Annotated in this window: 23 protein-coding genes and 1 pseudogene; 15 read left to right on the top strand and 9 right to left on the bottom strand. The window is 65.0% G+C overall.

Annotated features, from left to right (window positions below):
* Nucleotides 1-65 precede the first annotated feature (65 nt).
* Nucleotides 66-1,973, top strand: coding sequence for a molecular chaperone HtpG (gene htpG, locus KSS94_RS18195; protein ID WP_217839473.1), 1,908 nt, complete (start codon nt 66-68; stop codon nt 1,971-1,973).
* Between the two features lie 138 nt (nt 1,974-2,111).
* Entirely contained in the window at nt 2,112-2,837 is a 726-nt protein-coding gene (locus KSS94_RS18190) for a dienelactone hydrolase family protein (protein WP_217839472.1), read from the top strand.
* Nucleotides 2,838-2,955: 118 nt separating this feature from the next.
* Here the strand turns inward: KSS94_RS18190 and KSS94_RS18185 are convergent, their stop codons facing one another.
* Nucleotides 2,956-3,819 carry a pirin family protein gene (locus KSS94_RS18185; protein WP_217839471.1) on the bottom strand — a complete coding sequence of 288 codons (864 nt, stop codon included), beginning with the start codon at nt 3,817-3,819 and terminating at the stop codon, nt 2,956-2,958.
* 110 nt (nt 3,820-3,929) lie between these two features.
* On the opposite strand from KSS94_RS18185, the gene KSS94_RS18180 reads away from it, so the two are divergent.
* From KSS94_RS18180 to KSS94_RS27625, 3 genes and pseudogenes are all read left to right on the top strand, one after another.
* The gene (locus KSS94_RS18180) at nt 3,930-4,946 is read left to right on the top strand and encodes an amidohydrolase family protein (RefSeq protein ID WP_217839470.1); all 1,017 of its coding nucleotides are present in this window, start codon (nt 3,930-3,932) and stop codon (nt 4,944-4,946) included.
* Between the two features lie 57 nt (nt 4,947-5,003).
* Nucleotides 5,004-5,810 (top strand): annotated as a pseudogene (locus KSS94_RS27630) (MCP four helix bundle domain-containing protein); the annotation flags it as partial.
* Nucleotides 5,802-6,665, top strand: a complete 864-nt coding sequence (locus KSS94_RS27625; RefSeq protein ID WP_437180020.1) for a methyl-accepting chemotaxis protein — start codon at nt 5,802-5,804, stop codon at nt 6,663-6,665. The pseudogene KSS94_RS27630 and the gene KSS94_RS27625, both read left to right, overlap by 9 nt.
* Nucleotides 6,666-6,968: 303 nt before the next feature.
* Here the strand turns inward: KSS94_RS27625 and fabB are convergent, their stop codons facing one another.
* From fabB to KSS94_RS18150, 5 genes are all read right to left on the bottom strand, one after another.
* Nucleotides 6,969-8,189 (bottom strand): beta-ketoacyl-ACP synthase I, encoded by a 1,221-nt coding sequence (gene fabB / locus KSS94_RS18170; RefSeq protein WP_217839468.1) that lies wholly within the window; start codon nt 8,187-8,189, stop codon nt 6,969-6,971.
* A gap of 11 nt (nt 8,190-8,200) precedes the next feature.
* Nucleotides 8,201-8,716, bottom strand: a complete 516-nt coding sequence (gene fabA, locus KSS94_RS18165) for a 3-hydroxyacyl-[acyl-carrier-protein] dehydratase FabA (RefSeq protein ID WP_217839467.1) — start codon at nt 8,714-8,716, stop codon at nt 8,201-8,203.
* Nucleotides 8,717-8,922: 206 nt separating this feature from the next.
* Nucleotides 8,923-10,851, bottom strand: coding sequence for an ATP-binding protein (locus tag KSS94_RS18160; protein WP_217839466.1), 1,929 nt, complete (start codon nt 10,849-10,851; stop codon nt 8,923-8,925).
* Nucleotides 10,848-11,738 carry an ABC transporter substrate-binding protein gene (locus tag KSS94_RS18155; RefSeq protein WP_217839465.1) on the bottom strand — a complete coding sequence of 297 codons (891 nt, stop codon included), beginning with the start codon at nt 11,736-11,738 and terminating at the stop codon, nt 10,848-10,850. The genes KSS94_RS18160 and KSS94_RS18155 overlap by 4 nt, the downstream gene beginning before the upstream one ends.
* A complete protein-coding gene (locus KSS94_RS18150; protein WP_217839464.1) occupies nt 11,738-13,885 on the bottom strand; it encodes a TonB-dependent receptor plug domain-containing protein in 2,148 nt (715 codons plus the stop codon). The genes KSS94_RS18155 and KSS94_RS18150 overlap by 1 nt, the downstream gene beginning before the upstream one ends.
* Nucleotides 13,886-14,098: 213 nt before the next feature.
* Here KSS94_RS18150 and KSS94_RS18145 point away from each other — a divergent pair, with 213 nt between their 5' ends.
* The 8 genes from KSS94_RS18145 to KSS94_RS18110 all read left to right on the top strand — a co-directional run bounded on the left by KSS94_RS18145 (nt 14,099) and on the right by KSS94_RS18110 (nt 20,109).
* Complete coding sequence (locus KSS94_RS18145) at nt 14,099-15,124, top strand: NAD(P)H-dependent glycerol-3-phosphate dehydrogenase (RefSeq protein ID WP_217839463.1); 1,026 nt, start codon at nt 14,099-14,101, stop codon at nt 15,122-15,124.
* 15 nt (nt 15,125-15,139) lie between these two features.
* Nucleotides 15,140-15,487, top strand: coding sequence for a DUF4389 domain-containing protein (locus tag KSS94_RS18140; protein ID WP_217839462.1), 348 nt, complete (start codon nt 15,140-15,142; stop codon nt 15,485-15,487).
* On the top strand, nt 15,484-15,942 hold the full coding sequence (gene sixA / locus KSS94_RS18135) for a phosphohistidine phosphatase SixA (protein ID WP_217839461.1): 459 nt from the start codon (nt 15,484-15,486) through the stop codon (nt 15,940-15,942). The genes KSS94_RS18140 and sixA overlap by 4 nt, the downstream gene beginning before the upstream one ends.
* 95 nt (nt 15,943-16,037) lie before the next feature.
* Nucleotides 16,038-16,421, top strand: a complete 384-nt coding sequence (locus KSS94_RS18130; RefSeq protein WP_217839460.1) for a hypothetical protein — start codon at nt 16,038-16,040, stop codon at nt 16,419-16,421.
* A gap of 99 nt (nt 16,422-16,520) precedes the next feature.
* Nucleotides 16,521-17,309: an alpha/beta fold hydrolase gene (locus KSS94_RS18125; RefSeq protein ID WP_217839459.1), complete on the top strand. Its 789-nt coding sequence runs from the start codon at nt 16,521-16,523 to the stop codon at nt 17,307-17,309.
* Nucleotides 17,306-18,160 (top strand): alpha/beta hydrolase, encoded by an 855-nt coding sequence (locus KSS94_RS18120; protein WP_217839458.1) that lies wholly within the window; start codon nt 17,306-17,308, stop codon nt 18,158-18,160. Before KSS94_RS18125 ends, KSS94_RS18120 begins: the two co-directional genes overlap by 4 nt.
* A 102-nt stretch (nt 18,161-18,262) precedes the next feature.
* Entirely contained in the window at nt 18,263-19,057 is a 795-nt protein-coding gene (locus KSS94_RS18115) for a DUF4892 domain-containing protein (protein ID WP_217839457.1), read from the top strand.
* 11 nt (nt 19,058-19,068) lie between these two features.
* A complete protein-coding gene (locus tag KSS94_RS18110; RefSeq protein WP_217839456.1) occupies nt 19,069-20,109 on the top strand; it encodes an AI-2E family transporter in 1,041 nt (346 codons plus the stop codon).
* A gap of 195 nt (nt 20,110-20,304) precedes the next feature.
* Here the strand turns inward: KSS94_RS18110 and KSS94_RS18105 are convergent, their stop codons facing one another.
* The 3 genes from KSS94_RS18105 to KSS94_RS18095 form a co-directional block, all read right to left on the bottom strand.
* Nucleotides 20,305-22,716, bottom strand: a complete 2,412-nt coding sequence (locus tag KSS94_RS18105) for a TonB-dependent siderophore receptor (RefSeq protein ID WP_217839455.1) — start codon at nt 22,714-22,716, stop codon at nt 20,305-20,307.
* Between the two features lie 98 nt (nt 22,717-22,814).
* On the bottom strand, nt 22,815-23,780 hold the full coding sequence (locus KSS94_RS18100) for a FecR family protein (protein WP_217839454.1): 966 nt from the start codon (nt 23,778-23,780) through the stop codon (nt 22,815-22,817).
* A 23-nt stretch (nt 23,781-23,803) separates the two neighbouring features.
* Complete coding sequence (locus tag KSS94_RS18095) at nt 23,804-24,301, bottom strand: RNA polymerase sigma factor (RefSeq protein ID WP_217839453.1); 498 nt, start codon at nt 24,299-24,301, stop codon at nt 23,804-23,806.
* A gap of 607 nt (nt 24,302-24,908) precedes the next feature.
* Here KSS94_RS18095 and KSS94_RS18090 point away from each other — a divergent pair.
* Both KSS94_RS18090 and kdpF read left to right on the top strand, forming a co-directional pair.
* Nucleotides 24,909-25,112, top strand: coding sequence for a hypothetical protein (locus KSS94_RS18090; protein ID WP_217839452.1), 204 nt, complete (start codon nt 24,909-24,911; stop codon nt 25,110-25,112).
* 444 nt (nt 25,113-25,556) lie between these two features.
* Nucleotides 25,557-25,646: a K(+)-transporting ATPase subunit F gene (gene kdpF / locus KSS94_RS18085; protein WP_033743702.1), complete on the top strand. Its 90-nt coding sequence runs from the start codon at nt 25,557-25,559 to the stop codon at nt 25,644-25,646.
* The last annotated feature ends 1 nt before the right edge of the window (nt 25,647 follow it).

Here is a 25,647-nt window from a genome sequence, read left to right as displayed (position 1 = left end):
CGCCGCAATAAGTTGGCCCACCGGGTCGCCAGGCGCCAAAACCAACAGATCGGAGTTTGAAGACGATGAGTGTGGAGACTCAAAAAGAAACCCTGGGCTTCCAGACCGAGGTCAAGCAACTGCTGCACCTCATGATCCATTCGCTGTATTCGAACAAGGAGATCTTCCTGCGCGAGCTGATCTCCAACGCCTCCGACGCCGCCGACAAGCTGCGTTTCGAGGCCCTGGCCAAGCCCGAGCTGCTCGAGGGTGACGCTGAGCTGAAGATCCGCCTGAGCTTCGACAAGGCCGCCAATACCGTCACCCTGGAAGACAACGGTATCGGCATGAGCCGCGAAGACGTCATCGCCCACCTGGGTACCATTGCCAAGTCCGGCACTGCCGACTTCATGAAGAACCTCACCGGCGACCAGAAAAAGGACTCGCACCTGATCGGCCAGTTCGGCGTGGGCTTCTACTCCGCGTTCATCGTTGCCGACAAGGTCGACGTGTTCAGCCGCCGCGCCGGCCTGCCGGCCGCCGAAGGCGTGCACTGGTCGTCCAGGGGCGAGGGTGATTTCGAAGTTTCCACCGTCGAAAAACCACAGCGCGGCACCCGCATCGTCCTGCACCTGAAAGCCGGCGAAGACGAGTTCGCCGATGGCTGGCGCCTGCGCAACGTGGTCAAGAAGTACTCCGACCACATCGCCCTGCCGATCGAGCTGCCCAAGGAACAGGCCGAAGCCGCCGAGGGTGAAGAAGCCCCTGCGCAGGAATGGGAAACCGTCAACCGCGCCAGCGCGCTGTGGACCCGTTCGCGCAGCGAGGTCAAGGACGAGGAGTACCAGGAGTTCTACAAGCACATCGGCCATGACTTCGAGAACCCGCTGGCCTGGAGCCACAACAAGGTCGAAGGCAAGCTCGAATACAACTCGCTGCTGTACGTGCCGGCCCGCGCGCCGTTCGACCTGTACCAGCGCGAAGCACCACGCGGCCTGAAGCTGTACGTGCAGCGCGTGTTCATCATGGACCAGGCCGAATCCTTCCTGCCGCTGTACCTGCGCTTCATCAAGGGCGTGGTCGATTCCAACGACCTGTCGCTGAACGTGTCCCGCGAGATCCTGCAGAAAGACCCGATCATCGATTCGATGAAGACCGCGCTGACCAAGCGTGTGCTGGACATGCTTGAGAAGCTGGCCAAGAACGAGCCTGAGCAGTACAAGGGCTTCTGGAAGAACTTCGGCCAGGTGCTGAAGGAAGGCCCGGCCGAAGACTTCGCCAACAAGGAAAAAATCGCCGGCCTGCTGCGCTTTGCCTCCACCCACGATGACAGCGGCGAACAAAGCGTTGCCCTGGCCGACTACCTGGCCCGCGCCAAGGAAGGCCAGGACAAGATCTACTACCTCACCGGCGAAACCTACGCGCAGGTCAAGAACAGCCCGCACCTGGAAGTCTTCCGCAAGAAAGGCATCGAAGTGCTGCTGCTGACCGACCGTATCGACGAGTGGCTGATGAGCTACCTCAGCGAGTTCGACGGCAAGTCGTTCGTCGATGTCGCCCGCGGCGACCTGGACCTGGGCAAGCTGGATTCCGAAGAAGACAAAAAAGCCCAGGAAGAAGTCGCCAAGGACAAGGAAGGCCTGGTCGAGCGCCTGAAAGCTGCGCTGGGCGACAGCGTCGCCGAGGTGCGCGTGTCGCACCGCCTGACCGACTCGCCGGCGATCCTCGCCATCGGCGAGCAGGACTTGGGCCTGCAGATGCGCCAGATCCTCGAAGCCAGTGGGCAGAAGGTGCCGGACTCCAAGCCGATTTTCGAGTTCAACCCAAGCCACCCGCTGATCGAGAAGCTGGACCACGAACAGAGCGAAGACCGCTTCGGCGAGCTGTCGCACATCCTGTTCGACCAGGCCGCACTGGCCGCCGGTGACAGCTTGAAGGACCCGGCAGCCTATGTGCGCCGCCTGAACAAGCTGCTGGTCGAGCTGTCCGCCTGACCTGATGCAGACAAAGCCCGCTTCGGCGGGCTTTTTTTATTTAAGGTGTCCCGTCGCGTCCCGTAGGAGCGGGCTTGCCCCGCGATGAGGTTGTACCGTCTAGAATTTGCCAAACCGTGAACGCCCCAGGAGAGCTGAATGAGCAAAGTCATCGTCGAATCGCTGGTCTATCACCTGTCCGGCAAGACCTACGAAAGCCGCCTGGTCTACGAGCCTGGTGCGCTGGGCCGCCCGGGCCTGGTGATGGCGCCGAACTGGATGGGCATCGGCGAAGGCGCCGAGCGCATCGCCAAGGAAGTGGCCGAGCAAGGCTACGTGGTGCTGATCGCCGACCTGTACGGCCAATCGGTGCGCCCGTCCAATGCCGATGAGGCCGGGGCGGCGATGATGCCGTTGAAGAACGACCGCGGCGAACTGCGCAAGCGCATGCAGGAAGCCCTGGCGCAGTTGCTGGGCCAGTCCAAGGCCCTGCTGGAACCGGGCAAGGTGGCCACCTTTGGCTTCTGCTTCGGCGGCTGCTGCGCCCTGGAATTGGCCCGTACCGGCGCCGACCTGCGTGCGGCGGTGTCGTTCCACGGTACCCTGGACACCCCCAGCCCCGAAGACGCCAAGCGCATCAAAGGCTCGGTGCTGGTGCTGCACGGCGCTGCGGACCCGCTGGTGCCGAAGGAGCAGTTGCCGGCCTTCGAGGCAGAAATGGACGCTGCCAAGGTTGACTGGCAGTTGCTGAGCTATGGCGGTGCGGTGCACTCGTTCACCGACCCTAACGCCAACGTGCCGGGCAAGATGCAGTACGACCGCCGAACCTCCGAGCGCGCGTTCCGCGCGATGCACAACCTGCTCAAGGAAGTGTTCCAGCGCTGATGCGCAGGGGGCTGCCTTGCAGCCCTTCGCGGGTAAACCCAGGTTGGTGCTGGCTTGAGGTTGCACATAACCCCGTGGGAGCGGGTTCACCCGCGAAGGGTCGCAAAGCGGCCCCAAATCAACGCGGTAACTCGATCCGCGAATATTCCCCCGGCACCACCGGCCAATCCCCCGCAGCCCATTTCACCCGGGCCTGCTCGATCAACTCCGGGTCACTGGCGACAAAGTTCCAGTTCATCCGCCGCGGCCCATCCAGTGGTGCGCCGCCGATCAGCACCAGCTGGCACTCTTCCTCGGCGTACAGCACGGCTTCCTCACCTTCCGGCAGCACCACCAGGCTGCACGGCTGCACCGGCTCGTCATCCAGCATCAACTCGCCCTCCAGCAGGTACAACGCGCGCTGGGCATGCTCGTTCGAAACGCTCAGGGTGGTTGCCGGCTGCATCTGTACATGGGCATACAGGGTAGGGGAGAGCACCGGTACCGGTGATGTCAGGCAGAAGCCTGTGCCTGCGATCATGCAGATACGTACCCCAAGGGTGTCACTCACCGGCAGGCTGGCCGCCGGGTGGTGGCTGTAGCTCGCCGGGCCCTGCTCGTGCGCCTGGGGCGAGGCCAGCCACACCTGCAGCCCATGCAGCCGCGAACCGGCTGCGAACACTTCGGCGGGCGTGCGCTCGACATGGGCCACGCCCGCGCCTGCGGTCATCCAGCTGACTTCGCCGGGTTGTACGCGCTGGTCCGAGCCCAGGCTGTCCTTGTGCTGGATTTCGCCCTCGAACAGGTAGGTGAGGGTCGACAGGCCGATATGCGGGTGTTGGCGGATGTCCATGCCGTGGCCCGGGGCGTAGTCGGTTTCAAGCATGTGGTCGAAGAACACGAAGGGGCCGACGCTGCGGCATTGGGCCGACGGCAACGGGCGCAGGATCGGCTGGCCCTCGACCGATTCGGCGCGGGGGCGGATGACCAGGGGGCGGTTCATGGGTGGGGCTCCGGGCGGTGAGTGCCCCAGCATAACGGGTCGCAGGCCGCTGCTGAACCGCTGCAATGACTGGTGGGTCTACTCTTTTCCCAATCTTGAAGGAGGCGTCGATGATAACCCGTGCGTTGGCCGGCCTGCTGCTCTGCGGCTACCTGCCCCTGGCAGCCGAGGCCCGCGAATACCGCTACAGCGATGCCCACCTGCACTACGTGGACTTCTTTCAGGAAAGCGAAGGTATGCCGGCGCTGCTTGCCGCCATGGACGCCGCCGGGGTGGAGCAGTCGATGATCTCGGGCATTCCGGTGGCCAAGAAATGGCACGAGGACGAGCCCAAGCGCCCTCGCTACTACGCCGGTGACGATGCCGACGCCTACTGGTACAGCGCCACCGACCTGTACGTGGCGGCGGCACTGCAGCCATTGGCCCCTGAGCAGCGCAGGCGCTTCCACCCGTTTCTCACCGGCTTCAACCCGGTGGACAAGAACGCCGTCAGCCACATCGAGCGCATGCTCGAACTCTACCCAGGGCTGTGGCAGGGTATCGGCGAGGTGTTCACCCGTCACGACGACCTTACCGCCCTGACCAGCGGCGATACGCCGCGGGCCAACAACGAGGCGATGACCCGCATCTACCACCTGGCCGCCGAACGCGACCTGCCGGTGCTGCTGCACTCGAATATCACCTCCAAGCGCGAGCGCAACCCGCTGTACCTGGCTGAAGTCGAGGAGCCGCTGCGCAACCACCCGCATACGCGCTTTATCTGGGCCCACGCCGGCAGCAGCCTGGAGATCCACCGTCACCAAACGAAGATGGACTTTCTGCTGCCGGTATTGAGCCGGCTGCTGGAGAGTTACCCGAACCTGTACGTCGACCTGTCCTGGAGCGTGCTCGAGCCGTACCTGCTGGATGAGCACGGCACGCCGCGCAAGCCATGGCTGGCGTTGGTCGAGCGCTTCCCCGAGCGCTTCATGCTGGGCTCGGATGTGGTCGGCCGCTTCGACGGTATCGGCGAGCAGATGCACGGTTTCAAGCCGTTTCTCGATGCCTTGCCAGAGGCGGTGGCACGCAAGGTAGCGCGGGATAACTTCCTGGCTGTGTTGCCCAAGGCTGCAAAGCCGGTGAAGTAGCGTTTTGATATTGCGTTTTCGTCTTACGCAAATTGCCAATCGCCCGATACCTTCTTTATGCGAAGGAACGATCACTTTTGGGAGGGAGCCCGAATGAGCCTCAGACGTTTGAACATCGCGCCGCGCGCCAGCCTCGGCTTCGGCATCATGGCCCTGCTGGTGGTGGCGCTGGGCGCCCTGGCGCTGAAACAGATGACCGACATGCGCCAGCAGGCCGAACAGGTCGATGACAACTGGCTGCCCAGTGTCATCTCGGTAGGGCGCATGACCCAGGACGCGCTGCGTATCCGCGCCCTGACCCTGCGCCTGCTGGTCAACACCGACAGCGCCGCGCAGCAGCAGAACACCGCCCGTATCGACGAGATCAAGACTGGCCTGAGCAAGGCCCAGGCGCATTACGACGCGTTGATCGTGCTGCCCGAGGAGCGCACCCTGTTTGACCGCTACCAGGCCTTGGAGCAGCAGTACATGGGCCTGCAGTCGCAGGTGGTGCAGTTGGCTACCCAGGGCAACATCGGCGCCGCCGCCACCCTGGTCAATGGCGAGATGAACCAGATCGCCGACCAGATGACCGCCACGCTCAACGAGCTGATCGAGCTGAACAACCAGCATGCCGGGCTCGCCACCACCATGGCCGAGGCGGTCTACAGTGGTGCGCGGGTCTGGGTGGCCGGGCTGCTGCTGGTGGCCCTGACCCTGACCGTGGTGCTGGCCCTGGCCTTGACCCGCAGCATCGTGAGGCCTCTGGGGCAGTCGCTGCAGGTGGCCGAAACCGTGGCCACCGGCGACCTCACGCCGCAGATCAGCGTGCAGGGCGATGACGAGCCGGCGCGCCTGCTGGCCGCGCTCAAGCGCATGCAGCAGAGCCTGCGCGAGACCATCGGGCGGATTTCCGATTCCGCCAGCCAGCTGGCTTCGGCGTCCGAAGAGCTCAGCGCGGTGACCGAGGATGCCACCCGGGGCTTGCAGCAACATAGCCTGGAAATCGAACAGGCAGCCACGGCGGTGAACCAGATGACCGCTGCCGTGGAGGAAGTGGCGCGCAATGCCGTGGCGACGTCCGAGGCGTCGAGCGAGTCCGACCGTATCGCCCGCCAGGGCCGTGAGCAGGTGCAGGCCACGGTGACCGCTATCGAGGCCCTGGCCAGCGGCGTTGCCGGCAATGCCGAGGAAGTCGGCCAGTTGGCCGCACAGGTGCGCGATATCAGCAAGGTGCTGGATGTGATTGGCGCCATTGCCGAGCAAACCAACCTGCTGGCGCTCAACGCCGCCATCGAGGCTGCACGGGCGGGGGAGGCCGGGCGTGGCTTTGCCGTGGTCGCGGATGAGGTGCGGGCGCTGGCCCACCGTACGCAGGCCTCGACCCGCGAAATCGAGCAGATGATCGTTGCCATTCAGGGCGGTGCCGAGCGCGCGGTGCAGGGCATGCAGCACAGCGATGCCCAGGCCCGATCGACCCTGGGTGGGGCGCATGCCGCCGGGGCGGCGCTGGAGGCGATTGCCGAAGCCATCGGCCAGATCAACGAGCGCAATCTGGTGATCGCCAGTGCTTCTGAGGAGCAGGCGCAGGTGGCGCGGGAGGTGGATCGTAACCTGACCACCATCCGCGACCTGGCGCATCAGTCTTCGGCTGGCGCCGAGCAGACCAGTGCGGCCAGCCAGGCGCTGTCGCAGCTGGCGGTGGACCTCAATACCCTGGTGCAGCGGTTTTCGGTGTAGGGAGGTTATCCAGTCACTGTGGGGGCAACTGCTTTGTGCTACCTGTACTGGCCTCGTCGCCGGCAAGCCGGCTCCTACAGGTACAACGTAGCCTTGCAGAAACGGTCACTGTGGGAAGCGGCCTTGTGTCGCGATGGGCTGCGCAGCAGCCCCGACAATTTTGCATGATGTCAAAATCCCGGGGCCGCTGCGCGCTCCTTTCGCGGCACAAGGCCGCTCCTACACAGGGTTGTGTCGCGGCTGAGGTACAAACAAAAACGCCCCGGCCTAGGCCGGGGCGTTCTGCTTCAACGCATCAGGCAATCACTTGCCGGTCCAGCGCTTGAGTACCAGGGTGGCGTTGGTGCCGCCGAAGCCGAAGCTGTTGCTCATGACCGTGTCGATCTTCGCGTTTTCTTCGGTTTTGCGCAGTACCGGCAGGTCGGCGACCTCTGGGTCCAGCTCGTCGATGTTGGCGGAGCCGGCGATGAAGTTGTTTTCCATCATCAGCAGGCAGTAGATCGCCTCGTGCACACCGGCGGCGCCCAGCGAGTGGCCCGACAGGCTCTTGGTCGAGCTGATCTTCGGCGCGTTGGCGCCGAACACTTCACGCACACCTTTCATTTCCGCAACGTCACCGACCGGGGTCGAAGTGCCGTGGGTGTTAAGGTAGTCGATCGGGGTGTCGACGGTGGACAGCGCCTGCTGCATGCAGCGGATGGCGCCTTCACCGCTCGGGGCAACCATGTCGTAACCGTCGGAAGTCGCGCCGTAGCCGACGATTTCGGCGTAGATCTTGGCGCCACGGGCCAGGGCGTGTTCCAGCTCCTCGACCACGACCATGCCGCCGCCGCCAGCGATGACGAAGCCATCACGGTCGGCGTCGTAGGCGCGCGAGGCCAGTTCCGGGGTTTCGTTGCGCTTGGTCGACAGGGCGCCCATGGCATCGAACAGGAACGACTGGCTCCAGTGCTCTTCTTCACCGCCACCGGCGAAGACGATGTCCTGCTTGCCCCACTGGATCTGCTCCAGCGCGGTGCCGATGCAGTGTGCCGAGGTGGCGCAGGCCGACGAGATCGAGTAGTTGATGCCCTTGATCTTGAACGGGGTGGCCAGGCACGCCGACACGGTGCTGCCCATGGTGCGGGTGACACGGTACGGGCCGACGCGCTTGACGCCTTTTTCGCGCAGGGTGTCTAGGGCTTCCATCTGGTTCAGCGTGGAAGCGCCGCCGGAGCCGGCAACCAGGCCGGTGCGCGGGTTGGAAACCTGCTCTTCGGTCAGGCCGGAGTCCTTGATCGCGTCCTGCATGGCAAGGTACGCGTAGGCGGCGGCGTGGCCGACGAAGCGATAGACCTTACGGTCGATCAGCTCTTCGAGGTTGAGGTCGATGGAGCCGGAAACCTGGCTACGCAGCCCCATTTCCTTGTATTCCGGGTTGTAGCGGATACCCGGACGGCTGTTGCGCAGGTTTTCGGTGACGGTAGCTTTGTCATTGCCCAGGCACGATACGATGCCCAGACCAGTGATAACGACGCGGCGCATGCGAATAACCCTTAGAAATTGTCAGTGGAGGTGAACACGCCGACCCGCAGGCCTTCGGCAGTGTAGATCTCGCGGCCATCGACGCTGACCGAGCCATCGGCGATGGCCATGTTCAGCTTGCCCTTCAGGACGCGCTTGATGTGAATGTTGTAGGTGACTTTCTTGGCGCTAGGCAGTACCTGGCCGAAGAATTTCACTTCACCCGAACCCAGGGCGCGGCCGCGGCCTGGCAGGCCCTGCCAGCCGAGGAAGAAGCCGACCAGCTGCCACATGGCGTCAAGGCCCAGGCAGCCTGGCATCACCGGGTCGCCTTCGAAGTGGCAGGCGAAGAACCACAGGTCCGGATTGATATCCAGCTCGGCGACCAATTCACCTTTGCCGTACTTGCCGCCTTCTTCGCTGATGTGAGCGATGCGATCGACCATCAGCATGTTCGGGGCGGGCAGTTGCGCATTACCTGGGCCGAACAGCTCACCGCGACTGCAGCGCAGCAGGTCTTCCCGGGTAAAGGCGTTTTGTTTGGTCATGCGAGCTCCTCAATAACCCCCTGTGGCAGGGGATGAATCTTCCCGGCCGGCCCGAAACGCTTTGCATCCGGGGCGGCAGCCTACAGGTAGACTATTGCGTTGTGGTGAAAGTCACAGCGCACCTGGCAAATGAAGTACAGGTGTGCACTGAAATGTTATTTTCAGGGCCGGCGTCGGTCCTGTCCAGTCTTTAAGACTGCCGCACTTTAGCATTTATCGCCAGTCGCGGCTGTCCGACCGGGTAACCAATGGCCCAATGTGCGCTGCAGGTCGGTGCGTTTGAATGGTTTGCTCAGGTAATCGTCCATGCCGGCGGCCAGGCAGCGTTCACGGTCGCCCTCCAGTACGTTGGCGGTCAGAGCGATGATCGGCAGCCCGGTGCCTTGCGGCAGCAGGCGAATGCGCCGGGTGGCTTCGTAACCGTCCATCAGCGGCAGGCGGCAATCCATCAGTACGGCGGCAAACGGCTGCTGGCCGACCAGCTCGACCGCCTGGGCGCCGTCCATGGCCAGGCCGACCTCGAAGCCCAGGCTGCGCAGCATGGCTTCGATCACGCTCTGGTTGACCGGGTTGTCTTCCACCAGCAGGATCCGCTCGCCAGCGTGGCCGGGCAACTCTGCCGGGGCCGCGCCTGGCGGTAGAGCCGCCGGGCTGTTCGACAGCGCCAGGGGCATTTCCAGGGTGAAGGTCGAGCCCAGCCCTTCGCGGCTTTCGGCGCGTAACTGGCCACCCATGCGCTCGGCCAGGGTGCGGGCGATCGACAGGCCCAGACCGGTGCCGCCGTAACGGCGCGAAATCGAGCTGTCGGCCTGCTGGAAGGCCACGAACATCATTTCCAGGCGGTTGCTGTCGATGCCGATGCCGGTGTCACGCACCGCACAGGTGAACCACAGCAGCTGGCGGTCGAGCAATTGCCAGCGGGCCTCCACCGCCACTTCGCCGTGCTCGGTGAACTTCAGCGCATTGCCCACCAGGTTGAGCAAAATCTGCCGGATGCGCGTCGGGTCGCCGACCACCTGCTGCGGCGCCGGGGCCTGCGGCAGTTGCAGGCGCAATGTGAGGCCGCGTTGCTGGGCGGTGTGCTGGAACGACTGCACGCTGCTGGTGATCAGCTCGGCGAGGTTGAAGTCGATGTGTTCCAGCTCAAGCGTGGTGCGCTCGATCCGCGAGAAGTCGAGGATGTCGTTGATCACTTTGAGCAGGTGGCCGGTGGACTCGCTGGCCACGGCGGTGTACTCGGCCTGCTCGCCGGTCAGGCGAGTGGTCTCAAGCAGTTGCAGCATGCCCAGCACGCCGTTCATGGGCGTGCGCAGTTCATGGCTCATCATCGCCAGGAAGTCGGACTTGGCGCGGTTGGCCTGCTCGGCCTCCTCGCGGGCCTGGATCAGTTGGCCCATGGCCTGCTGCTGTTCGTGGGCGGCGTGGTCCAGGGCGCTGGCCAGGTTGTTGATGTGCCTTGCCAGGTGGCCCAGCTCGCTGTCGTCGACCACCGGCAGTGGCGAGTTGAAGTCGCCCTGCTGGATGGCCTTGACCGCATGGCCCATGTCGCTGATGGGCTTGGACAGGCTCATGGCCAGGCGCCGCGCCAGCAGGAAGGTGAACAGCAGGGCGAACAGCGCCAGGATGCCGGCCTTGATGACGATTTCCTGCTGGCGCTGGCTGAAGGCGTCGTCCGACATGCCGACGATCACCCGCCCCAGGTAGTCGTCACCGATGCTCGGCAACTGTGGCTTACCCTGCAAAAAATCGTTGTCCAGGCGAATCTGCTGCAGGCGGATCGGTGCCTGGAACACCTCCACGCGCTGGGCGCGGTTCTGGCTTTCGTCGGGCTGCTCGACGTACACCAGGATGTGATTACGGCTGTCCTGCACTTCAAGAAAGCGCACATGGGGGATGCTCAGGGTGGCGCGCATCAGGCTGTCGAGCACTTCGTTGTTGCCCGAGATCACGCCGTATTCGGAGGCTGGGGCCAGCTGGTTGGCGATCAGTTGCCCAGTGTGGTTGAGCTCCTGGCGCAAGTCCTGGATACGCACGAAGGTGAAGAAGCTGATCAGCAGCAAGGTGAGCAGCAGGGCAGGGCCCAGGCTGATGATCTGGGTACGGGTATGGATATCCCAGCTCAGGCGTTTGCTCATGGGGTGGGTTCTCCTGCGGCCAGGGCCTTGGCGGCGGCGCTGGGCTCGATGGCTTCGAGGCCCAGGGCGCGGGCGACCTGCTGGTTGCCGCTGACGCCGAAGCGCGCGGGGTAGAGGCTGCGCGGCCAGCGCGCTGGCGGCTGGTCGAGCAACTGCTCGAGCACGGCCAGCCAGTCGTCCTGGTCGCTGTAGGTACTGGCCAGGGCGCCGGCACGCACGAACCCTGCGTTGGGGCCGATCAGTGCCATCTGCCGGCCGTAGCTGCTCAGCAGCACGTTCTTGGCGGATTTGGAGTTGTACAGCTCGGGGTCATCGAGCCCCAGCAGCACGTCGCTGTTGGCCAGCAGGTGTTGCAGCGGGCGGCTGTCGCGAAGGTCCGGCCAGTCCTGGGCGACGATCTCCAGCCCCAGGGGCTCGGCGGCCTGGCGCAGTTCGTCGAGCAGAAAACGGCTTTGTTCAGCGTACAGCACACCAATGCGCCGGGCCTGCGGCAACAGGTAGTGGGCCAGGCGCAGTTGCCGCGCCAGTGGCGGGTCGCTCCACAGCAGGCTGAGGAACGCCGGGCGTGACTTTCCCAGGCGCTGCTCGGCCTGTACCCGGCTGACCCGCAGGGCCAGCGCCGGTGGGCCTGCGGCTTCACCCAGGCGCCAGTCCAGCGCCGGTGCGTCGAGCAGAATCAACCGGGTGTCGGCTTTCAATTGGCCAGGCTTGGGCAGTTGCGCCACCTGGCGAAACGCCACCTTGTCGTGGGGGCGGCGCTGCTCCAGGGCGCTGACGAAACTGCGGATGCCAGGCTGGTCCTCGGCGCCCACCAGCAGGATTTCGCTGGCAGACAGCGACCCCAGTGGCAGCAGGCACAGCAGCAGCAAGCGCAGCAGTACGCTCATCAGAACTCCAGCTCCGCACTGACGCTCAGGCGGTGGCGACTGTCGTAGCGGTTCTGCACCAGCGTGGTGGGTTCGTCGTCCAGGCGCTGTTGCCACAGCGCGGCCAGCTCCAGATTGCTGCCCTGCACCTTGAAGCGCTTGGCCAGGCGCAGGTCGATGCGCTCGTAGCGATACTCGTTGAGCGCGTCGTCACCGTAATAGAAGAGCGCGCTCGACCAGCCATCGCCCCATTCGCGCAGCCAGCCGGCCGAGCCGCTGTTGCGGGCGGTCAGGCGGCTGTCGGCCGGGTTGCTGGCCCAGGCGTCGACGTAGGCATAGGTCAGGCGCAGCCGGTCTCGGCGGCTCACGCGCCAGTCGAACTGCGCCTCGCTGCCGCTGAAGCGCGACTTGTTGGCGTTGCTGGCGATGTACTGGTTGTTCTTCAACGGCTCGCTGATCATGCCGGTGATCTCGTCGTAGAACAGCTTCACGTCCATGCTCAGGTCGATGTCGCTGAAGTAGCCGTTGTAGCCGAGTTCACGCGAGCGCATGCGCTCCTGGTCGAGGTTGCCCGGGCCGCGGGTCTTGACGAAATATTCAGCGTTCTGCAGGCCGTACAGGTTGGGCGACAGGTTCTTTACCGTGTAGCTCCAGTTGACGTTGTTCTCGAACATGTCCGGCGAGCGGATGGCCTCGGAGTACACTGCGCGCAGGCCGTGGCGCGGGGTGATCAGGTAGTTCACCGCCACCCGCGGGGTCAGCGAGTTGCCCGACAGCTGGGATTTTTCGTACATGGCGCCGCCCTGGACGATCCAGTGCTCGTCGGCGCGCCATTCGAGCTGGCCGAACAGGCGCCAGGTCTGGTCGTCGAGGGTGCCGTTGAAGTAGGTCTGCGAGTCGGCCTTGTCGTAGCGGTAGTTCATGCCGCTGACCAGGCGCAGGCTGTCCGTCAGGCTCAGGGTATCCTGCACTTCCAGGTCGTAGCGGGTTTCGCGGGTGCTCTGGTCGACGTTGCCGCAGACGGTGTTGCTGCCGCCGGCATTCCACTGGTTCAACACTTCCTGGCGCAGGGCGTTCAGCGCCGGGTCGCTACTGGTTGGCGGGCTGCCGGTAAACAGGTTGCGCGCAACTTGCTCGGCATAGTTCGAGTTGAGCTGCCACAGCCGTGTCAGTTCGGGGCTGAAGGCGATGGCGGCATCACAGGCCCGCCACACCTGCTGGCGGTCGAAATGCTGCGCCGAACCCTGCACATACAGGCTGTGGTCGGGGTTGAAGTCGATGTTCCAGCGCACCGAGCCTGCGTAATCCTTGGCGTTGACGTCGGCGTCGTTACCGGCGCGGTAGTTGCCGAACACCGGCTGGTAGGTGTAGGGGCGCTGGTTGCTGCCTTCCTTGGCTGCCAGTTGCCATTCCAGGGTCTGGTCTGGCGCAAGGTAGTGAATGGCATTGAGGTTGATGCGGTTGAGCCGGCGGCTGTCGCGGTAGTCATGGCCGAACTGGTCTTCGTCGAAGCCGTCGTCCTGCTGGCCCGACACCGACAGGCGCAGGTCGCCGCCATCCCAGCCCAGGCCGTGGCTTACGTAGTAGTCATTGATGCCGTCCTGGCCGCGGGTCATCTTCAGACGGGTGCCGTGGCTGTCGGCCGGGTTGCGGGTGAGGATGTTGACCACCGCCATCAGCGCGTTGGCGCCGTAGCTGACCGTATTGGGGCCGCGGAACACCTCGATGCGCTCGATATCTTCCAGCGCCACCGGGATGTCGCTCCAGTCCACCGTGGCCAGGCCCGCGCGGTACACCGAGCGGCCGTCGATCAGCACCTGCATGCGCCGGGCATCGTTGACGTTGCTGCCGTGGTAGTTGACCGTGGGCTGGTTGCCGGCACCGTAGCCGATCATCATGCCCGGCACCAGGCGCAGCAGCTCGGGGATGTCACGGGCGCCGCTGGCGCGGATCAGCTCGCTGTCGAGCACGGTCATGCTGCCCGGCACGGCGGCCGGGGATTGTTTCAGGCGGGTGGCGGTCAGAACCTGAGGCAGGTCCTGGTTGTCGATGAACAGGTCGTCGGCAACGGCCGGCCCGCCGAGCAGGGCAGTCAGCAGGAGCAGGCGAGGGTAGGGGGGCGTGCCAGGGAACACGGTACTACCTTGTTTCAAAAATGAATCAGGCATGTTAACCGACCGCGCGGGTTTTGCCAGCGCAACCCGCGTGATCACCTGTAGGAGCCGGCTTGCCGGCGATAGGGCCGGGCCTGGCACCGAATCTGTGTCGCCCTGATCGCCGGCGAACCGGCTCCTACAGGATGAGGCAGGCACTGGTTCTGTCGCATGTGGCCCGTATAATGCGCCGGTCGCCACTTACTTTTACTGGTTAACGGATTGGATATGACTGAACAGCACCCTGTTGCAGTTCTTGGAGGCGGAAGCTTCGGCACCGCCGTGGCGAACCTGCTGGCAGAAAACGGCCACCCCGTGCGCCAGTGGATGCGCGACCCGGCCCAGGCCGAGGCGATGCGCAGTAACCGTGAGAATCCGCGCTACCTCAAGGGCATCCGCCTGCACGATGGCGTCGAGCCGGTGAGCGACCTGCTGCCGGTGCTGCAGGGCAGCGAGCTGGTCTTCGTGGCCTTGCCCTCCAGCGCCCTGCGCAGTGTGCTGGCGCCCCATGCCGAGCTACTGGGCGGCAAGTGCCTGGTGAGCCTGACCAAGGGGATCGAGGCGCACAGCTTCAAGCTGATGAGCCAGATCCTCGAAGAGATCGCGCCCAAGGCCCGTATCGGCGTGCTGTCCGGCCCCAACCTTGCCCGCGAGATCGCCGAGCACGCCCTCACCGCCACGGTGGTGGCCAGTGAAGACGAAGCGCTGTGCCAGCAGGTACAGGCTGTGCTGCACGGCCGCACCTTCCGCGTGTATGCCAGTGCCGACCGCTTCGGCGTCGAGCTGGGCGGCGCGCTGAAGAACGTCTACGCGATCATTTCCGGCATGGCCGTGGCCCTGGGCATGGGCGAGAACACCAAGAGCATGCTGATTACCCGCGCGCTGGCCGAGATGACCCGCTTTGCCGTAAGCCAGGGCGCCAACCCCATGACCTTCCTCGGTTTGGCCGGAGTGGGCGACCTGATCGTCACCTGTTCCTCGCCCAAGAGCCGCAACTACCAGGTAGGCCACGCCCTGGGCCAGGGCCTGACCCTGGACGAGGCCGTCAACCGCCTGGGCGAGGTGGCCGAAGGGGTCAACACCCTCAAGGTGCTCAAGGCCAAGTCGCAAGAGGTGGGCGTGTACATGCCGCTGGTGGCCGGCCTGCATGCCATCCTCTTCGAAGGCCGCACTCTGGCCCAGGTGATCGAGCACCTGATGCGCGCCGAGCCCAAGACCGACGTCGATTTCATTTCCACCAGCGGTTTCAACTGAACGAAGGAGCGACACATGAACGATACGCCGCAAAGCGCCCAGCGCGAGTCGATCATCCTGCGGGTGCTGTGGATGCTGGTGTTCCTGGTGGTATGGCAACTCGCCGAGTTGCTGCTCGCAGGCCTGGTGCTGGTGCAACTGATCTACCGCCTGATCTACGGCGCGCCCAGCCTCAGCCTGATGAACTTCGGTGACAGCCTCAGCCAGTACCTGGCGCAGATCGGCCGTTTCGGCACCTTCCACAGCGAGCAGAAGCCCTGGCCGTTCGCCGACTGGCCGGCCCCGCGTGCCCCCGAAGGCGAGGCCCCCCACAGCGTGGCCCCGGCGCCGCACCCGGTGCGCGACGAGGAGCCCAAGCTGTGAAGCTGTGGGTGCTGCGCCACGGTGAAGCCCAGCCACGGGCCAACACCGACGCCGAAAGGCGCCTGACCGAGCATGGCCGCGAGCAGGTGCTGTTCAGCGCCGCACGCCTGCTCGGCCTGCCGCTGCAGGCGATCATCGCCAGCCCCTATGTGCGCGCCCAGCAAACGGCCGCCTTGGTGCACGATGCCCTGGGCTTCGCCGAGCCTGTGCGCACCGTGTCGTGGCTGACCCCGGAAAGCGACCCGCAGCAGGTGCTGAGTGAGATTGAGCAGTTGGGGCTCGAGCAGGTACTGCTGGTCAGCCACCAGCCCTTGGTAGGTTCGCTGGTCAGCCTGCTGGAGCATGGCCATCGCCAGCAACCGGCGCCCATGAGTACCGCCAGCCTGGCGCAGCTTGAGGGCGAATGGCCCCTGGCGGGGCTGATGACCCTGCGCGCCCTCCACCATTCGCAATAACCCGCAACTGACATTTTTGCCAGTTGTAGCCCGTTCAGCCGGCTTGCTAGCGTTATCGCCAGCACATGATGACGCTGGCGTTCGGGGAGATGGGCATGATCGGGCGATGGATGGAACTGGTGTGTTCGGTTGACCTGCAACCCACCCTGGAGAAGGTTCAGGACGATCAACTGCTGGAGTTTGCCGAGTACAGCCTGTTGCGTGACAGTGCCGATGCCAAGATGTACCAACTGATGGCATCGGTGCGTGGGCGCCAGGGTACCGTCGCAGATGCTTCGTTCGATGGTGAAGCAGAGCTGCGCCGCCTGCAGGACGCCAGCCAGCGCATGGCGCACCTGCTGCAAACCAGTTGCCTGGCGCTGCGCCGGCTGCAGTTGGAGTACCAGGACCAGCGCCTGGCACGCGAGGCGTTGGAGCATCAGTTGGCCTATGTGCAGGCCTGCCTGCGCCGCTCCATGGACAGCTTCGGAAAGTTCTGATTGACCTGATCGCCGTTGGTGATGACCTTTCCGAACGTTGCCGCCGCCCTTTGCCTTGCCGACAATGGGCCATCACTCCCCCGAGCAGAGCAGGCGGCCATGTCGCAGCAGATCTTCTTCGCCCACGCCAACGGCTTCCCCTCGGCCACCTACGGCAAGTTGTTCAGCGCCCTGGCGCCGGACTACGCCGTGCAGCACCTGGCGCAGCACGCCCATGACCCGCGCTTTCCGGTGAACGACAACTGGCAGAACCTGGTGGACGAACTGCTGCATCACCTTGCGCAGCAGCAGGCGCCGGTGTGGGGCGTCGGGCACTCGCTGGGCGGTGTGCTGCACCTGCATGCGGCGCTGCGCTGCCCGCAGTACTACCGCGGGGTGGTGATGCTCGACTCGCCGGTGCTGACCCGTGCCGACCAGTGGCTGATCCAGGCCGCCAAACGCTGGGGGTTCATCGACCTCATCACCCCGGCCGGCCGCACCCTGGGCCGGCGCGAGGTGTTCAGCGACCGGGAAAGCGCCCGGCGTTACTTCACCGGCAAGACCCTGTTCCGCCATTTCGACCCTGAATGCCTGGAAGCTTATCTGGAGCATGGGCTGGAGGAGGCCGAAGGCGGCCTGCGCCTGCGCTTCGACCCGGCCACCGAAATCAGCATCTACCGCAGCATCCCGCACGCCAGTCCCTTGCCGCCGCGGCAGATGCAGGTGCCGCTGGCGGTAGTGCGCGGCACCCACAGCCGGGTGATCCGCCGCCACCATGCCCTCGGCGTGCGCGGCATGGCCCAGGGGGAGTACCACAGCCTGCCGGGCGGGCACATGTTCCCGCTGGAGCGGCCGCTGGATACCGCCAGCCTGCTCAAGGGCCTGTTCGACCGCTGGGGGCAGGCATGAGCCCGCAAGTGGAGGAAGTGCGCCTGGCGCTGGGCCATATCGAGCTGGCCGCGCACCTGTTCGGCCCCGCCGACGGCCTGCCGGTGATCGCCCTGCACGGCTGGCTCGACAATGCCAACAGCTTCGCCCGGCTGGCGCCGCAACTGAAGGGCTTGCGCATTGTTGCCCTCGACCTGGCCGGGCATGGTTACTCCGAGCATCGCCCACCTGGCGCCGGCTACGCCCTGGCCGACTACGCCCATGACGTGCTGCGGGTCGCCGAGCAGTTGGGCTGGCAGCGCTTCGGCCTGTTGGGGCATTCGCTGGGGGCGATCATTTCGGTACAACTGGCGGGCGCCTTGCCCGACCGAGTCAGCCACCTGGCACTGATCGACGGCGTGATCCCGCCCACCGGAGCCGAGCAGGACGCCGCCGAGCGTTTGGGTATGGCGCTGCAGGCGCAACTGCGCCTGGATGGCAAGCGCAAGACTGTCTATACCTCGCTGGACGAAGGCGTCGAGGCGCGCATGAAGGGCATGGTGGCGGTCAGCCGCGAGGCTGCCGAGCTGCTGGCCCGGCGCGGCCTGATGCCGGTGCCCGGTGGCTACAGCTGGCGCAGCGACAGCCGCCTGACGCTGCCCTCGCCGCAGCGCCTGGCCCAGGCCCAGGCCATGGCCTTCGTGCACCGGGTAACGTGCCCGGCCTGCCTGGTGGTGGCCGCCGACGGCATGCTGGCGCGCCACACGCAGCTGCTGGAGCAGCTACCCTTCCAGCAGGTGCTGTTGCCGGGTGGCCATCACCTGCACCTGAATGACGAGCATGGCGCAAGCCTTGTTGCAGACTGTTTCAATCGCTTCTTTGGCTTTCCTTGACTTGCACCGGGCAAGTGTCGAGGCTTGGCGGGTTGAAAGGGAGACAACCATGTACATGCCAGACATCCATGCACCCAAGCCCCGCAGCCACGAGGGCTGCCGATGAGCACACCTTCGTTGTTGCGCGGCGCCATCGCCGCCTGCCTCGCTGCCGCCAGCCCGCTACTGTGGGCCGGCAACCTGCCCGTTCCGGTTGACGCCAAAGTGGTCGACCAGCGCCCAGCCGTTGCCCAGGAGCGGGTTTACCCCATGGGCCCACTGCGCAAGATCAGCGGCCGGCTGCGGGTCGAAGACAAGGTCGAAAGCCGTGGCCAGGTCAGTTCGGTCACCTACGAGCTACCGGTCGAGCGCAGCGCGCGCGAAGCCTTCACCAGTGCCCGCGAGGCGTTGCAGCAGGACGGCGGTTACCCGCTGTTCTGGTGCCAGGGCCGCGACTGCGGCGAAGCCAGCCTGTGGGCCAATGACGTGTTCGCCAACGCCCGCCTCAATGGCGGTGACGAGCAACAGGCGTTCATCCTGCTGCGCCGCTCCGCTGAAGAAGCCGACACCCTGGTGGCGCTGTACAGCGTCACCCGTGGCAACCGCCGCGCCTACCTGCATGTGGAGGAGTTCGTCGCCGAAAGCCCGCTGGGGGACATCCTGCCTACAGCTGCCACGGTGCTGCGCGAGCTGCGTGACACCGGCAAGCTCGACTACCCCGACCTTGCCCAACCCCAGGATAACTGGGCCGCGCTGCTGGCCCGCAGCCTCAACCTCGACAGCACCCTGCGCGCCAGCCTCAGCGGCAAGGGCGCCGAGGCCTGGCGCGAGCAGTTGATCAAGGCCGGCGTGCGCAGCGCCCGACTTGAAGTGGGCGATGCACCTACCGATGGCCTGCACCTGGAGCTGATCCGTTGAGCGAGCGCCCCATGCCCAACACTGACCGCCTGCTGGTGCAGATCCTGCTGCTGGCGCTGCTCGGCGCGGCGCTGTGGGTGATGGCGCCGTTCATCTCGGCGTTGCTGTGGGGCGCTATCCTGGCCTTCGCCAGCTGGCCGCTGATGCGCCTGCTGACCCGCCTACTGGGTGGGCGCGAGACCCTCGCCGCCAGCCTGCTGACCACGGCCTGGATCCTTATCGTGGCGCTGCCGCTCGTGTGGCTGGGTTTCAACCTGGCCGACCATATCCGCGATGCCACCGCCTTTGTGCGTGACATTCAGGTCGAAGGCCTGCCCGATGCGCCGGCCTGGGTAGCGGGCATACCCTTCATCGGCGAGCGCCTGGTCGGTTGGTGGCAATCCCTCGACCAGCAGGGCGCGGCCTTGCTGGCCTCGGCCAAACCGTACCTTGGCCAGGTGGGCAACTGGCTGCTGGCACGCAGCGCACAGATCGGCAGCGGTGTGCTGGAGCTCACCCTGAGCCTGGTGTTCGTGTTCTTCTTCTACCGCGACGGCCCGCGCCTGGCGGCGTTCGTGCAGCGCCTGCTGCAGCGGCTGGTGGGCGATCGCGCCGAGTATTACGTCGAATTGGTGGCCGGCACTGTGCAGCGGGTAGTCAATGGCGTGATCGGCACTGCTGCAGCCCAGGGCCTGCTGGCTCTGATCGGCTTCCTGATTGCTGGAGTGCCCGGGGCCATCGTGCTGGGCCTGGTGACCTTCATGCTCAGCCTGATCCCCATGGGCCCGCCGCTGGCCTGGGTACCGGCCACCGGTTGGCTGGTGTGGAAGGGCGAGTACGGCATGGCGGTGTTTCTGGGGATCTGGGGCACCTTCGTCATCAGTGGCGTGGACAACGTGCTCAAGCCCTACCTGATCAGCCGCGGCGGCAACCTGCCGCTGGTGATCGTGCTGCTGGGGGTGTTCGGTGGGTTGCTGGCGTTCGGCTTCATCGGGCTGTTCATTGGGCCGACTTTGCTGGCGGTGGGGTATAGCCTGCTGCTGGACTGGAGCCGGCATTCGGCGCAGCGTTGAGTCCAGCGTTCCCCTTGTTGCTGATGTGTAGTTTGGGCTGGCGCCATCGCTGGCAAGCCGGCTCCTACAGGTATTCGCGATAGCCAAAACAACGCGTTCCACTGTAGGAGCCGGCTCGCCGGCGATAGGGCCGCTACAGGCAGCATAAGTCAGCCGCTCCCACTATCACCCGTGGGAGCGGGCTTGATCCCAGCCTCAATACTTCCAAGTTACTGAAGCAGTCAGATTGCGCGGCGCACCAAAGTTGGTGGAGCCCGCCGACTGGTACAGCGACAACAGATACTTGCGGTCGAACACGTTGTTCAGGTTCAGCGCCGCGCTCCAGTGCTGGTCGAACTGGTAGCTGCCCATCAGGTCCACCAGTGCATAGGCCTCCTGGCGCACCCGGTGGTTGCCGTCGGCCTCGGTCGCGCTCTGCCACTGCACCCGGGTGCCCACCTTGGCCTGGGGCGCCGCCGGCAGGCGGTAGGTCAGGCTGCCGCGCAGGGTATGGCTGGGCACGTAGCGGCGGGTCTTGTCGCCGTTGTGGTCCTCGATGTGCACGTAGGTGTAGCCGGCCGCCAGGTCCAGGCCCGGCAGCGCTTCGCCGGAGGCCTCAAGCTCGATGCCGTGGCTGTCGTTGTCCTCGCCGCGGTAGGCGTACTGGCCGTTGATGATCTGGCCGGTGGTCACCGCCACGTTCTGCTGCTCGGTCTTGAACAGCGCAGCGCTGACGTTCAGGCGCTCGTCGAGCAGGCTGCCCTTGATACCCACCTCGCTGCTGGTGCCTTCCAGCGGCTCGATCACCCCGCCTGCGCTGCTGCGCAGGTACTGCGGTTTGAAGATCTCGGTCCAGCTGGCGTACAGGCTCCACTGCTCGGTCAGGTCATAGACCAGCCCGGTGTAGGGCGTAACCTTGCCGTGCACCCGGGTGTCGTGGGCCGAGCCGTAGCCCATGCCTTCGCCGTCGGCGCTGAGCATGCGTGCACCGGCGATCCAGTGCAGGTCGTCGCTCAGGCTCAAGCGCGCCCCGGCGTAGACGCTCTTCTGCCGGTCGGTGAAGTGCTGGGTGTTGAGCTCGTCGGTGTAGGTCAGTGCCGGCAGCGGCACGTTGCCGGCCAGGGCGTCTTCAAGGTTGACGAGCTGGTTGCCGCTGGCGCTGGCGTAATGGCCGCGCTCGTCATGGCGGCTGCGGCCGTAGTTGGCGCCCAGGGTCAGTTCATGCTCGCGGCCGAACAGGGCAAACGGGCCAGACAACTGCGCCTCGCCGGTGAGCTGGTGCTCGGTGCTGGTGGTGCGGTTGATGTAGGCGAATGCGTCGTCGGCGGTGAAGGGGATGGCGTACAGCATCTGGGTGTCCTGATGCTGGTTGGTGCCGGTCACGGTGAGCTTGCCGTGCCAACCGTCGCCGAAGTCGTGGGCAAGTTCGGCGAAGGCGCGTTGGGTGTGGATGTTCCAGTAGGTCCAGGGCTGGCCGATGCTGGCGCTGCGGCTGCTGTAGTGGATCGGGTTGCCGGCGAAGTCGGCCATCGGCAGGGCGCCCCAGGTGCTGCCGTTGGAGTCGCTTTTCTGCTCCGAGAAACCCAGGGTGAGGGTGTCGGCGTCGCTCAGGTCGAACGCCAGCAGGCCGGCGGTGACATTGATTTCGTGGCTGTAGCGGTCCAGGTACGAGTTGCCCTTGTCGTGGGCGTAGATGAAGCGCCCGCGCACCTTGCCGTTGTCGGTCAACGGGCCGCTGACATCGAAGTCCACCCGGCGGTTGTCCCACGAGCCGACGCTGGTGTTGATCTGCGCCTGGAACGCTTTGGTAGGGCGCTTGCGCACGAAGTTGACCGTGGCCGACGGGTTGCCCGCGCCGCTCATCAGGCCGTTGGCGCCGTGCAGCACATCGATTTGCTCGAACTCGGCCAGGTCCTGGTCGCCCAGCAGCACGCCCGAGGAAAACGGCATGCCCATGCCGTCGAATTCGAAGTTGTCGATGGTAAAACCGCGCGAAGTGAACGCGGTACGGTCGGTCTCGAACTGCTCCACGGTGACAGTGGGGGCGTTGCGCAGGGCGTCCTTGACGCTGTTGAGCTTGAAGTCGTCGATCTGTGCGCGGGTCACGGTGGACACCGCCTGCGGGGTTTCCTGCGGGCTCAGGCCCAGGCGCGTGGTGCTGGCGGCCGGCCTGCCCTGGTAGCCGCGGCTCAAGGCCTCGGCGTCGCCGAGCTGGTACTGGATTTGCGTCGGGGCCAGGGTCACTTCGCTGCCGGCGCCGGTTTCGACCGGCACCAGGTACAGGGTTACCGCATCGGTGCGGGCGAAGCGGTAGCCGCTGCCCTGCAGCAGGCGCGCCAGGGCCTCGTCGGGGGAATAGCTGCCGACCACCGCGGTGCTGCGCAGGCTGGCGTCGACATTGCCGTCCAGCAGCACGTTCTGCCCGCACTGTTGGCTGAACACCAGCAGTGCCTGGCGCAGGGGTTGCGCCGGAATGTTCAGCGCCAGCCTGTGCGCACTGGCCGCCTGGGCCGGTGCCGCCTGCGCAGGCAGCATGCCCACCAGCAAGGTGCAGGCCAGCGCGGCGCTCAGTGCGTTGCGCTGCCAGCGTGGATGGAGGGTGGTGTACGGCGTGTGTCGTGTAGCCATTCAGGCGAGCCCCATGCAAATGCAGATATGCGAATAACTCTCAGTCCGCTTGAAGACGCATGGGGTGTGGAAATGTCTGATGGCGATGTAAAAAATTTTCAGGCGGGGTAGAGCAGGGTGACCAGTTCGGTGTAGCGCGTGGTGCGCACGGCCAGCGCGCGGGACAGTACATCGAGCATCTGTTCGGGGTGTTCCAGGTTGAGGATCAGGCTGACCCGGCGCGCGGCCAGTTGCTTGTCCATGATGAAAATCCGCCCCTGGCGCCAGCGCTGCAGCTCGTCCACCACCGTTGCCAGTGGTTCGTTGAAGAACACCAGGCGCCCGCTGCGCCAGGCCAGCGCCTGTTCAAGCTCGGCGTGCTGAATGTCGCCGGTGGCCGCCTTGCTGAAGCGCAGTGCCAGGCCTTCACCCAGCTCGGTCTGCTGGCTGGCCGTCAGTACCTGCACCTGCTTGCGGCTGACCGCCAACTGCGCCTCGGCGTGTTCGCACGAAAGGCAGAACTCGGCCTCGGCGGTACGCAGTTGCCCGGCTTTGGTGCTGATGCTGAAGTCGCCGGCATCACTTGGGCGCACGCTGAAATAGGCCTGGCCGTGCAGCAGTTCGACGGCGCGGCGGGTGGCGCTGAAGTCCAGGTTCAGTGCCGTATGCCCGGCCATTTCCAGGGTGGAGCCGTCGGGCAGTTGCACCACCCGCCGTTCGCCCACCGCAGTGCGCAGGTCGGCGAACGGTGCGTCAACGCCCTTGAGCCACAGCGTGCCGGTGCCGGCGGCCAGCGCCGCGACGCCAGCCGCCAGGCCCATGCTGACGAAGCGTCGGCGCGACAGTTGCGGCGCTGCCGGCGCCGCGGTAACGGGTTGGGGTTTGAGCAATGCAGAGAGCGCCCACAACTGCTCAAGCTCGGCGTAGGCCTCGGCGTGGCGCGTATCGGCCGCCATCCAGGCGGCCCAGGCGTCACGTTGTTGCGCGCTGGGCGCGCCACCGTGCAGCAGGGCGAACCAGGCGTTGGCCTGGTAGCCGATGTCATCGCCAGTGGCGGGGTCGAGCAGGGGCGATTGGCTGTTCATGGGCTCTGGGCTGTGCGGGCAGTTCACCGGGGCATGCCTTTTTTCAGCAGCTCCAGGGCCTTGACCATGCGGCTGTAGGCGGTCTTGGGCGAGATGCCCAGGCGCTCGCCGATATCGACGTAGGTCATGCCTTCGACACGCACCATCAGGAACACCTCGCGGCAGGGGGCGGGCATATTCTGGATGACTTGGTTGAGCGCGGCCAGTTGCTGGTTGGCGATGGCGGCCTGCTCGAGGGTGACGCTGGGTTGGACGGCGGCGGTCGCCTCTTCGCTGTCCAGCGGTTCGCTTTTGCGGTGCTGCTGGCGGCGGGTGTGGTCGATGAACAGGTTGCGGGCGCTGGAGAACAGGTAGGCGCGTACGTTCTCGATGCGGCTGCGGCCGAGTTGTTCGCCTAGGCGGATGAAGGTGTCCTGGGTCAGGTCGGCGGCGGTTTCCTTGCAACGCAGGTGGCGGTCCAGGTAGGCCTGGATTTCCTCGCGATGGGCCAGGTAGAGGGCCTTGAGATCTGAGCTGGACATGGTGGGGGCCTGGCGGGCTGACGATGACGAGGCGGCACGGTAGCACAAATGAGAATTGCTTTTATTGGTATTTGTTGGGGGTGAGGGGATTTTGTGGGGCGTTGGCTTGCTGGCGATTGGGGGCTTGTGGGTGATTTATATATTGGGGGTATGCTGTGGTTTGTTTGTTTGTTTGTTTGTTTGTTTGTTTGTTTGTTTTGAAAGTTGTATGCGCATTCATTATTTGTAGTGACGCTAATTCACCTTTCCGCCCTTACGGCGGGTAACTTTTTGAGGGATCAAAAAGTCACCAAAAAATCCTCGCTCCATTCATACGGCCCCTGCGCTTCGCTCCGGGGTTCCCTCACTCCGGGCTTGCTCCGGGGGTACGCGCCGACGGGCCGTCCCTGGCCCGATCGGCGCTCGACCGGCATCCATGCCGGTCGCCCCCCTACGCAATCCCTGCGTTCGGCCTCCTGAAGTCGCGAAGTTAGGGGCGGCGCCTATCAGTACGCAGCTCGGTCGCTAGTTGCCACCGTGGGAACTCAGGATTGAATCGCGGGGCAAGTCCGCTCCCACGCTTGAATTTGGTACGCACAACTAACGTGGGAGCGGGCTTGCCCCGCGATTGCGTCAGAAAAAACAACACATCAATAACAATAAAACCAACATCCCAGCTCTTGATCTGGCTCTTGATCTGGCTCTTGATCTGGCTCTTGATCTGGCTCTTGATCTGGCTCTTGATCTGGCTCTTGATCTGGCTCTTGATCTTGCTTCTAAGCGCGCGATAGCCCAGGCAACACAAATCGCGACTTCAGGAGGCCGAGCGTAGGGATTGCGTAGGAGGGCGACCGGCATGGATGCCGGTCGAGCGCCGATCGGGCCAGGGACGGCCCGTCGGCGCGTACCTCCGGAGCAAGCCCGGAGCGAGGGAACCCCCGAAGCGCAGCGTAGGGGGCCGGATGATGGGAGCCAGCGTTTTTTGGTTACTTTTTGTCGCGTTTGACAAAAAGTGACCCGCCGTAAGGGCGGAAAGGTGACGAAAAGCGCGCATCGTCAATGAATGCGCATATATCTCCAAAAGCAATCACCATAAGCCCCGAACCCGAACCCGAACCCGAACCCGAACCCGAACCCGAACCCGAACCCGAACCCGAACCCGAACCCAAAACCTTTACGCCCTCTTTACGCCCCACCCCACCCCCATCTCGCCCCTTTACCCCCCAAGACAATCCCCCCAAAGCGGCCCACAAGCCGAACCAAGGGAGATCACCTCATGTACATGCTCGACGGGCTGTCACTGCTACTGGCAGTGGCATTGGCGATTTACCTGCTGGTAGCGCTGCTGCGCGCCGATCGCAGCTAAG

Origin of the sequence: Pseudomonas fakonensis (assembly GCF_019139895.1) — a bacterium.
GTDB lineage: Bacteria > Pseudomonadota > Gammaproteobacteria > Pseudomonadales > Pseudomonadaceae > Aquipseudomonas > Aquipseudomonas fakonensis.
Note: the sequence above shows the minus strand (reverse complement) of the source record. Positions and strands in the feature narration are given on the sequence as shown.

Coding starts and splice junctions, on each gene's coding strand:
- KSS94_RS18095 (WP_217839453.1), bottom strand. CDS start 24,301: ATGTCCAGCTCAGATCTCAAGGCCCTCTACCTGGCCCATCGCGAGGAA.
- KSS94_RS18150 (WP_217839464.1), bottom strand. CDS start 13,885: ATGCCTGATTCATTTTTGAAACAAGGTAGTACCGTGTTCCCTGGCACG.
- kdpF (WP_033743702.1), top strand. CDS start 25,557: ATGTACATGCTCGACGGGCTGTCACTGCTACTGGCAGTGGCATTGGCG.
- KSS94_RS18185 (WP_217839471.1), bottom strand. CDS start 3,819: ATGAACCGCCCCCTGGTCATCCGCCCCCGCGCCGAATCGGTCGAGGGC.
- KSS94_RS18190 (WP_217839472.1), top strand. CDS start 2,112: ATGAGCAAAGTCATCGTCGAATCGCTGGTCTATCACCTGTCCGGCAAG.
- KSS94_RS18105 (WP_217839455.1), bottom strand. CDS start 22,716: ATGGCTACACGACACACGCCGTACACCACCCTCCATCCACGCTGGCAG.
- KSS94_RS18125 (WP_217839459.1), top strand. CDS start 16,521: ATGTCGCAGCAGATCTTCTTCGCCCACGCCAACGGCTTCCCCTCGGCC.
- KSS94_RS18180 (WP_217839470.1), top strand. CDS start 3,930: ATGATAACCCGTGCGTTGGCCGGCCTGCTGCTCTGCGGCTACCTGCCC.
- fabA (WP_217839467.1), bottom strand. CDS start 8,716: ATGACCAAACAAAACGCCTTTACCCGGGAAGACCTGCTGCGCTGCAGT.
- KSS94_RS18155 (WP_217839465.1), bottom strand. CDS start 11,738: ATGAGCGTACTGCTGCGCTTGCTGCTGCTGTGCCTGCTGCCACTGGGG.
- KSS94_RS18145 (WP_217839463.1), top strand. CDS start 14,099: ATGACTGAACAGCACCCTGTTGCAGTTCTTGGAGGCGGAAGCTTCGGC.
- KSS94_RS27625 (WP_437180020.1), top strand. CDS start 5,802: ATGCAGCAGAGCCTGCGCGAGACCATCGGGCGGATTTCCGATTCCGCC.
- KSS94_RS18120 (WP_217839458.1), top strand. CDS start 17,306: ATGAGCCCGCAAGTGGAGGAAGTGCGCCTGGCGCTGGGCCATATCGAG.
- KSS94_RS18115 (WP_217839457.1), top strand. CDS start 18,263: ATGAGCACACCTTCGTTGTTGCGCGGCGCCATCGCCGCCTGCCTCGCT.
- KSS94_RS18140 (WP_217839462.1), top strand. CDS start 15,140: ATGAACGATACGCCGCAAAGCGCCCAGCGCGAGTCGATCATCCTGCGG.
- KSS94_RS18160 (WP_217839466.1), bottom strand. CDS start 10,851: ATGAGCAAACGCCTGAGCTGGGATATCCATACCCGTACCCAGATCATC.
- KSS94_RS18100 (WP_217839454.1), bottom strand. CDS start 23,780: ATGAACAGCCAATCGCCCCTGCTCGACCCCGCCACTGGCGATGACATC.
- KSS94_RS18110 (WP_217839456.1), top strand. CDS start 19,069: ATGCCCAACACTGACCGCCTGCTGGTGCAGATCCTGCTGCTGGCGCTG.
- htpG (WP_217839473.1), top strand. CDS start 66: ATGAGTGTGGAGACTCAAAAAGAAACCCTGGGCTTCCAGACCGAGGTC.
- fabB (WP_217839468.1), bottom strand. CDS start 8,189: ATGCGCCGCGTCGTTATCACTGGTCTGGGCATCGTATCGTGCCTGGGC.
- KSS94_RS18130 (WP_217839460.1), top strand. CDS start 16,038: ATGATCGGGCGATGGATGGAACTGGTGTGTTCGGTTGACCTGCAACCC.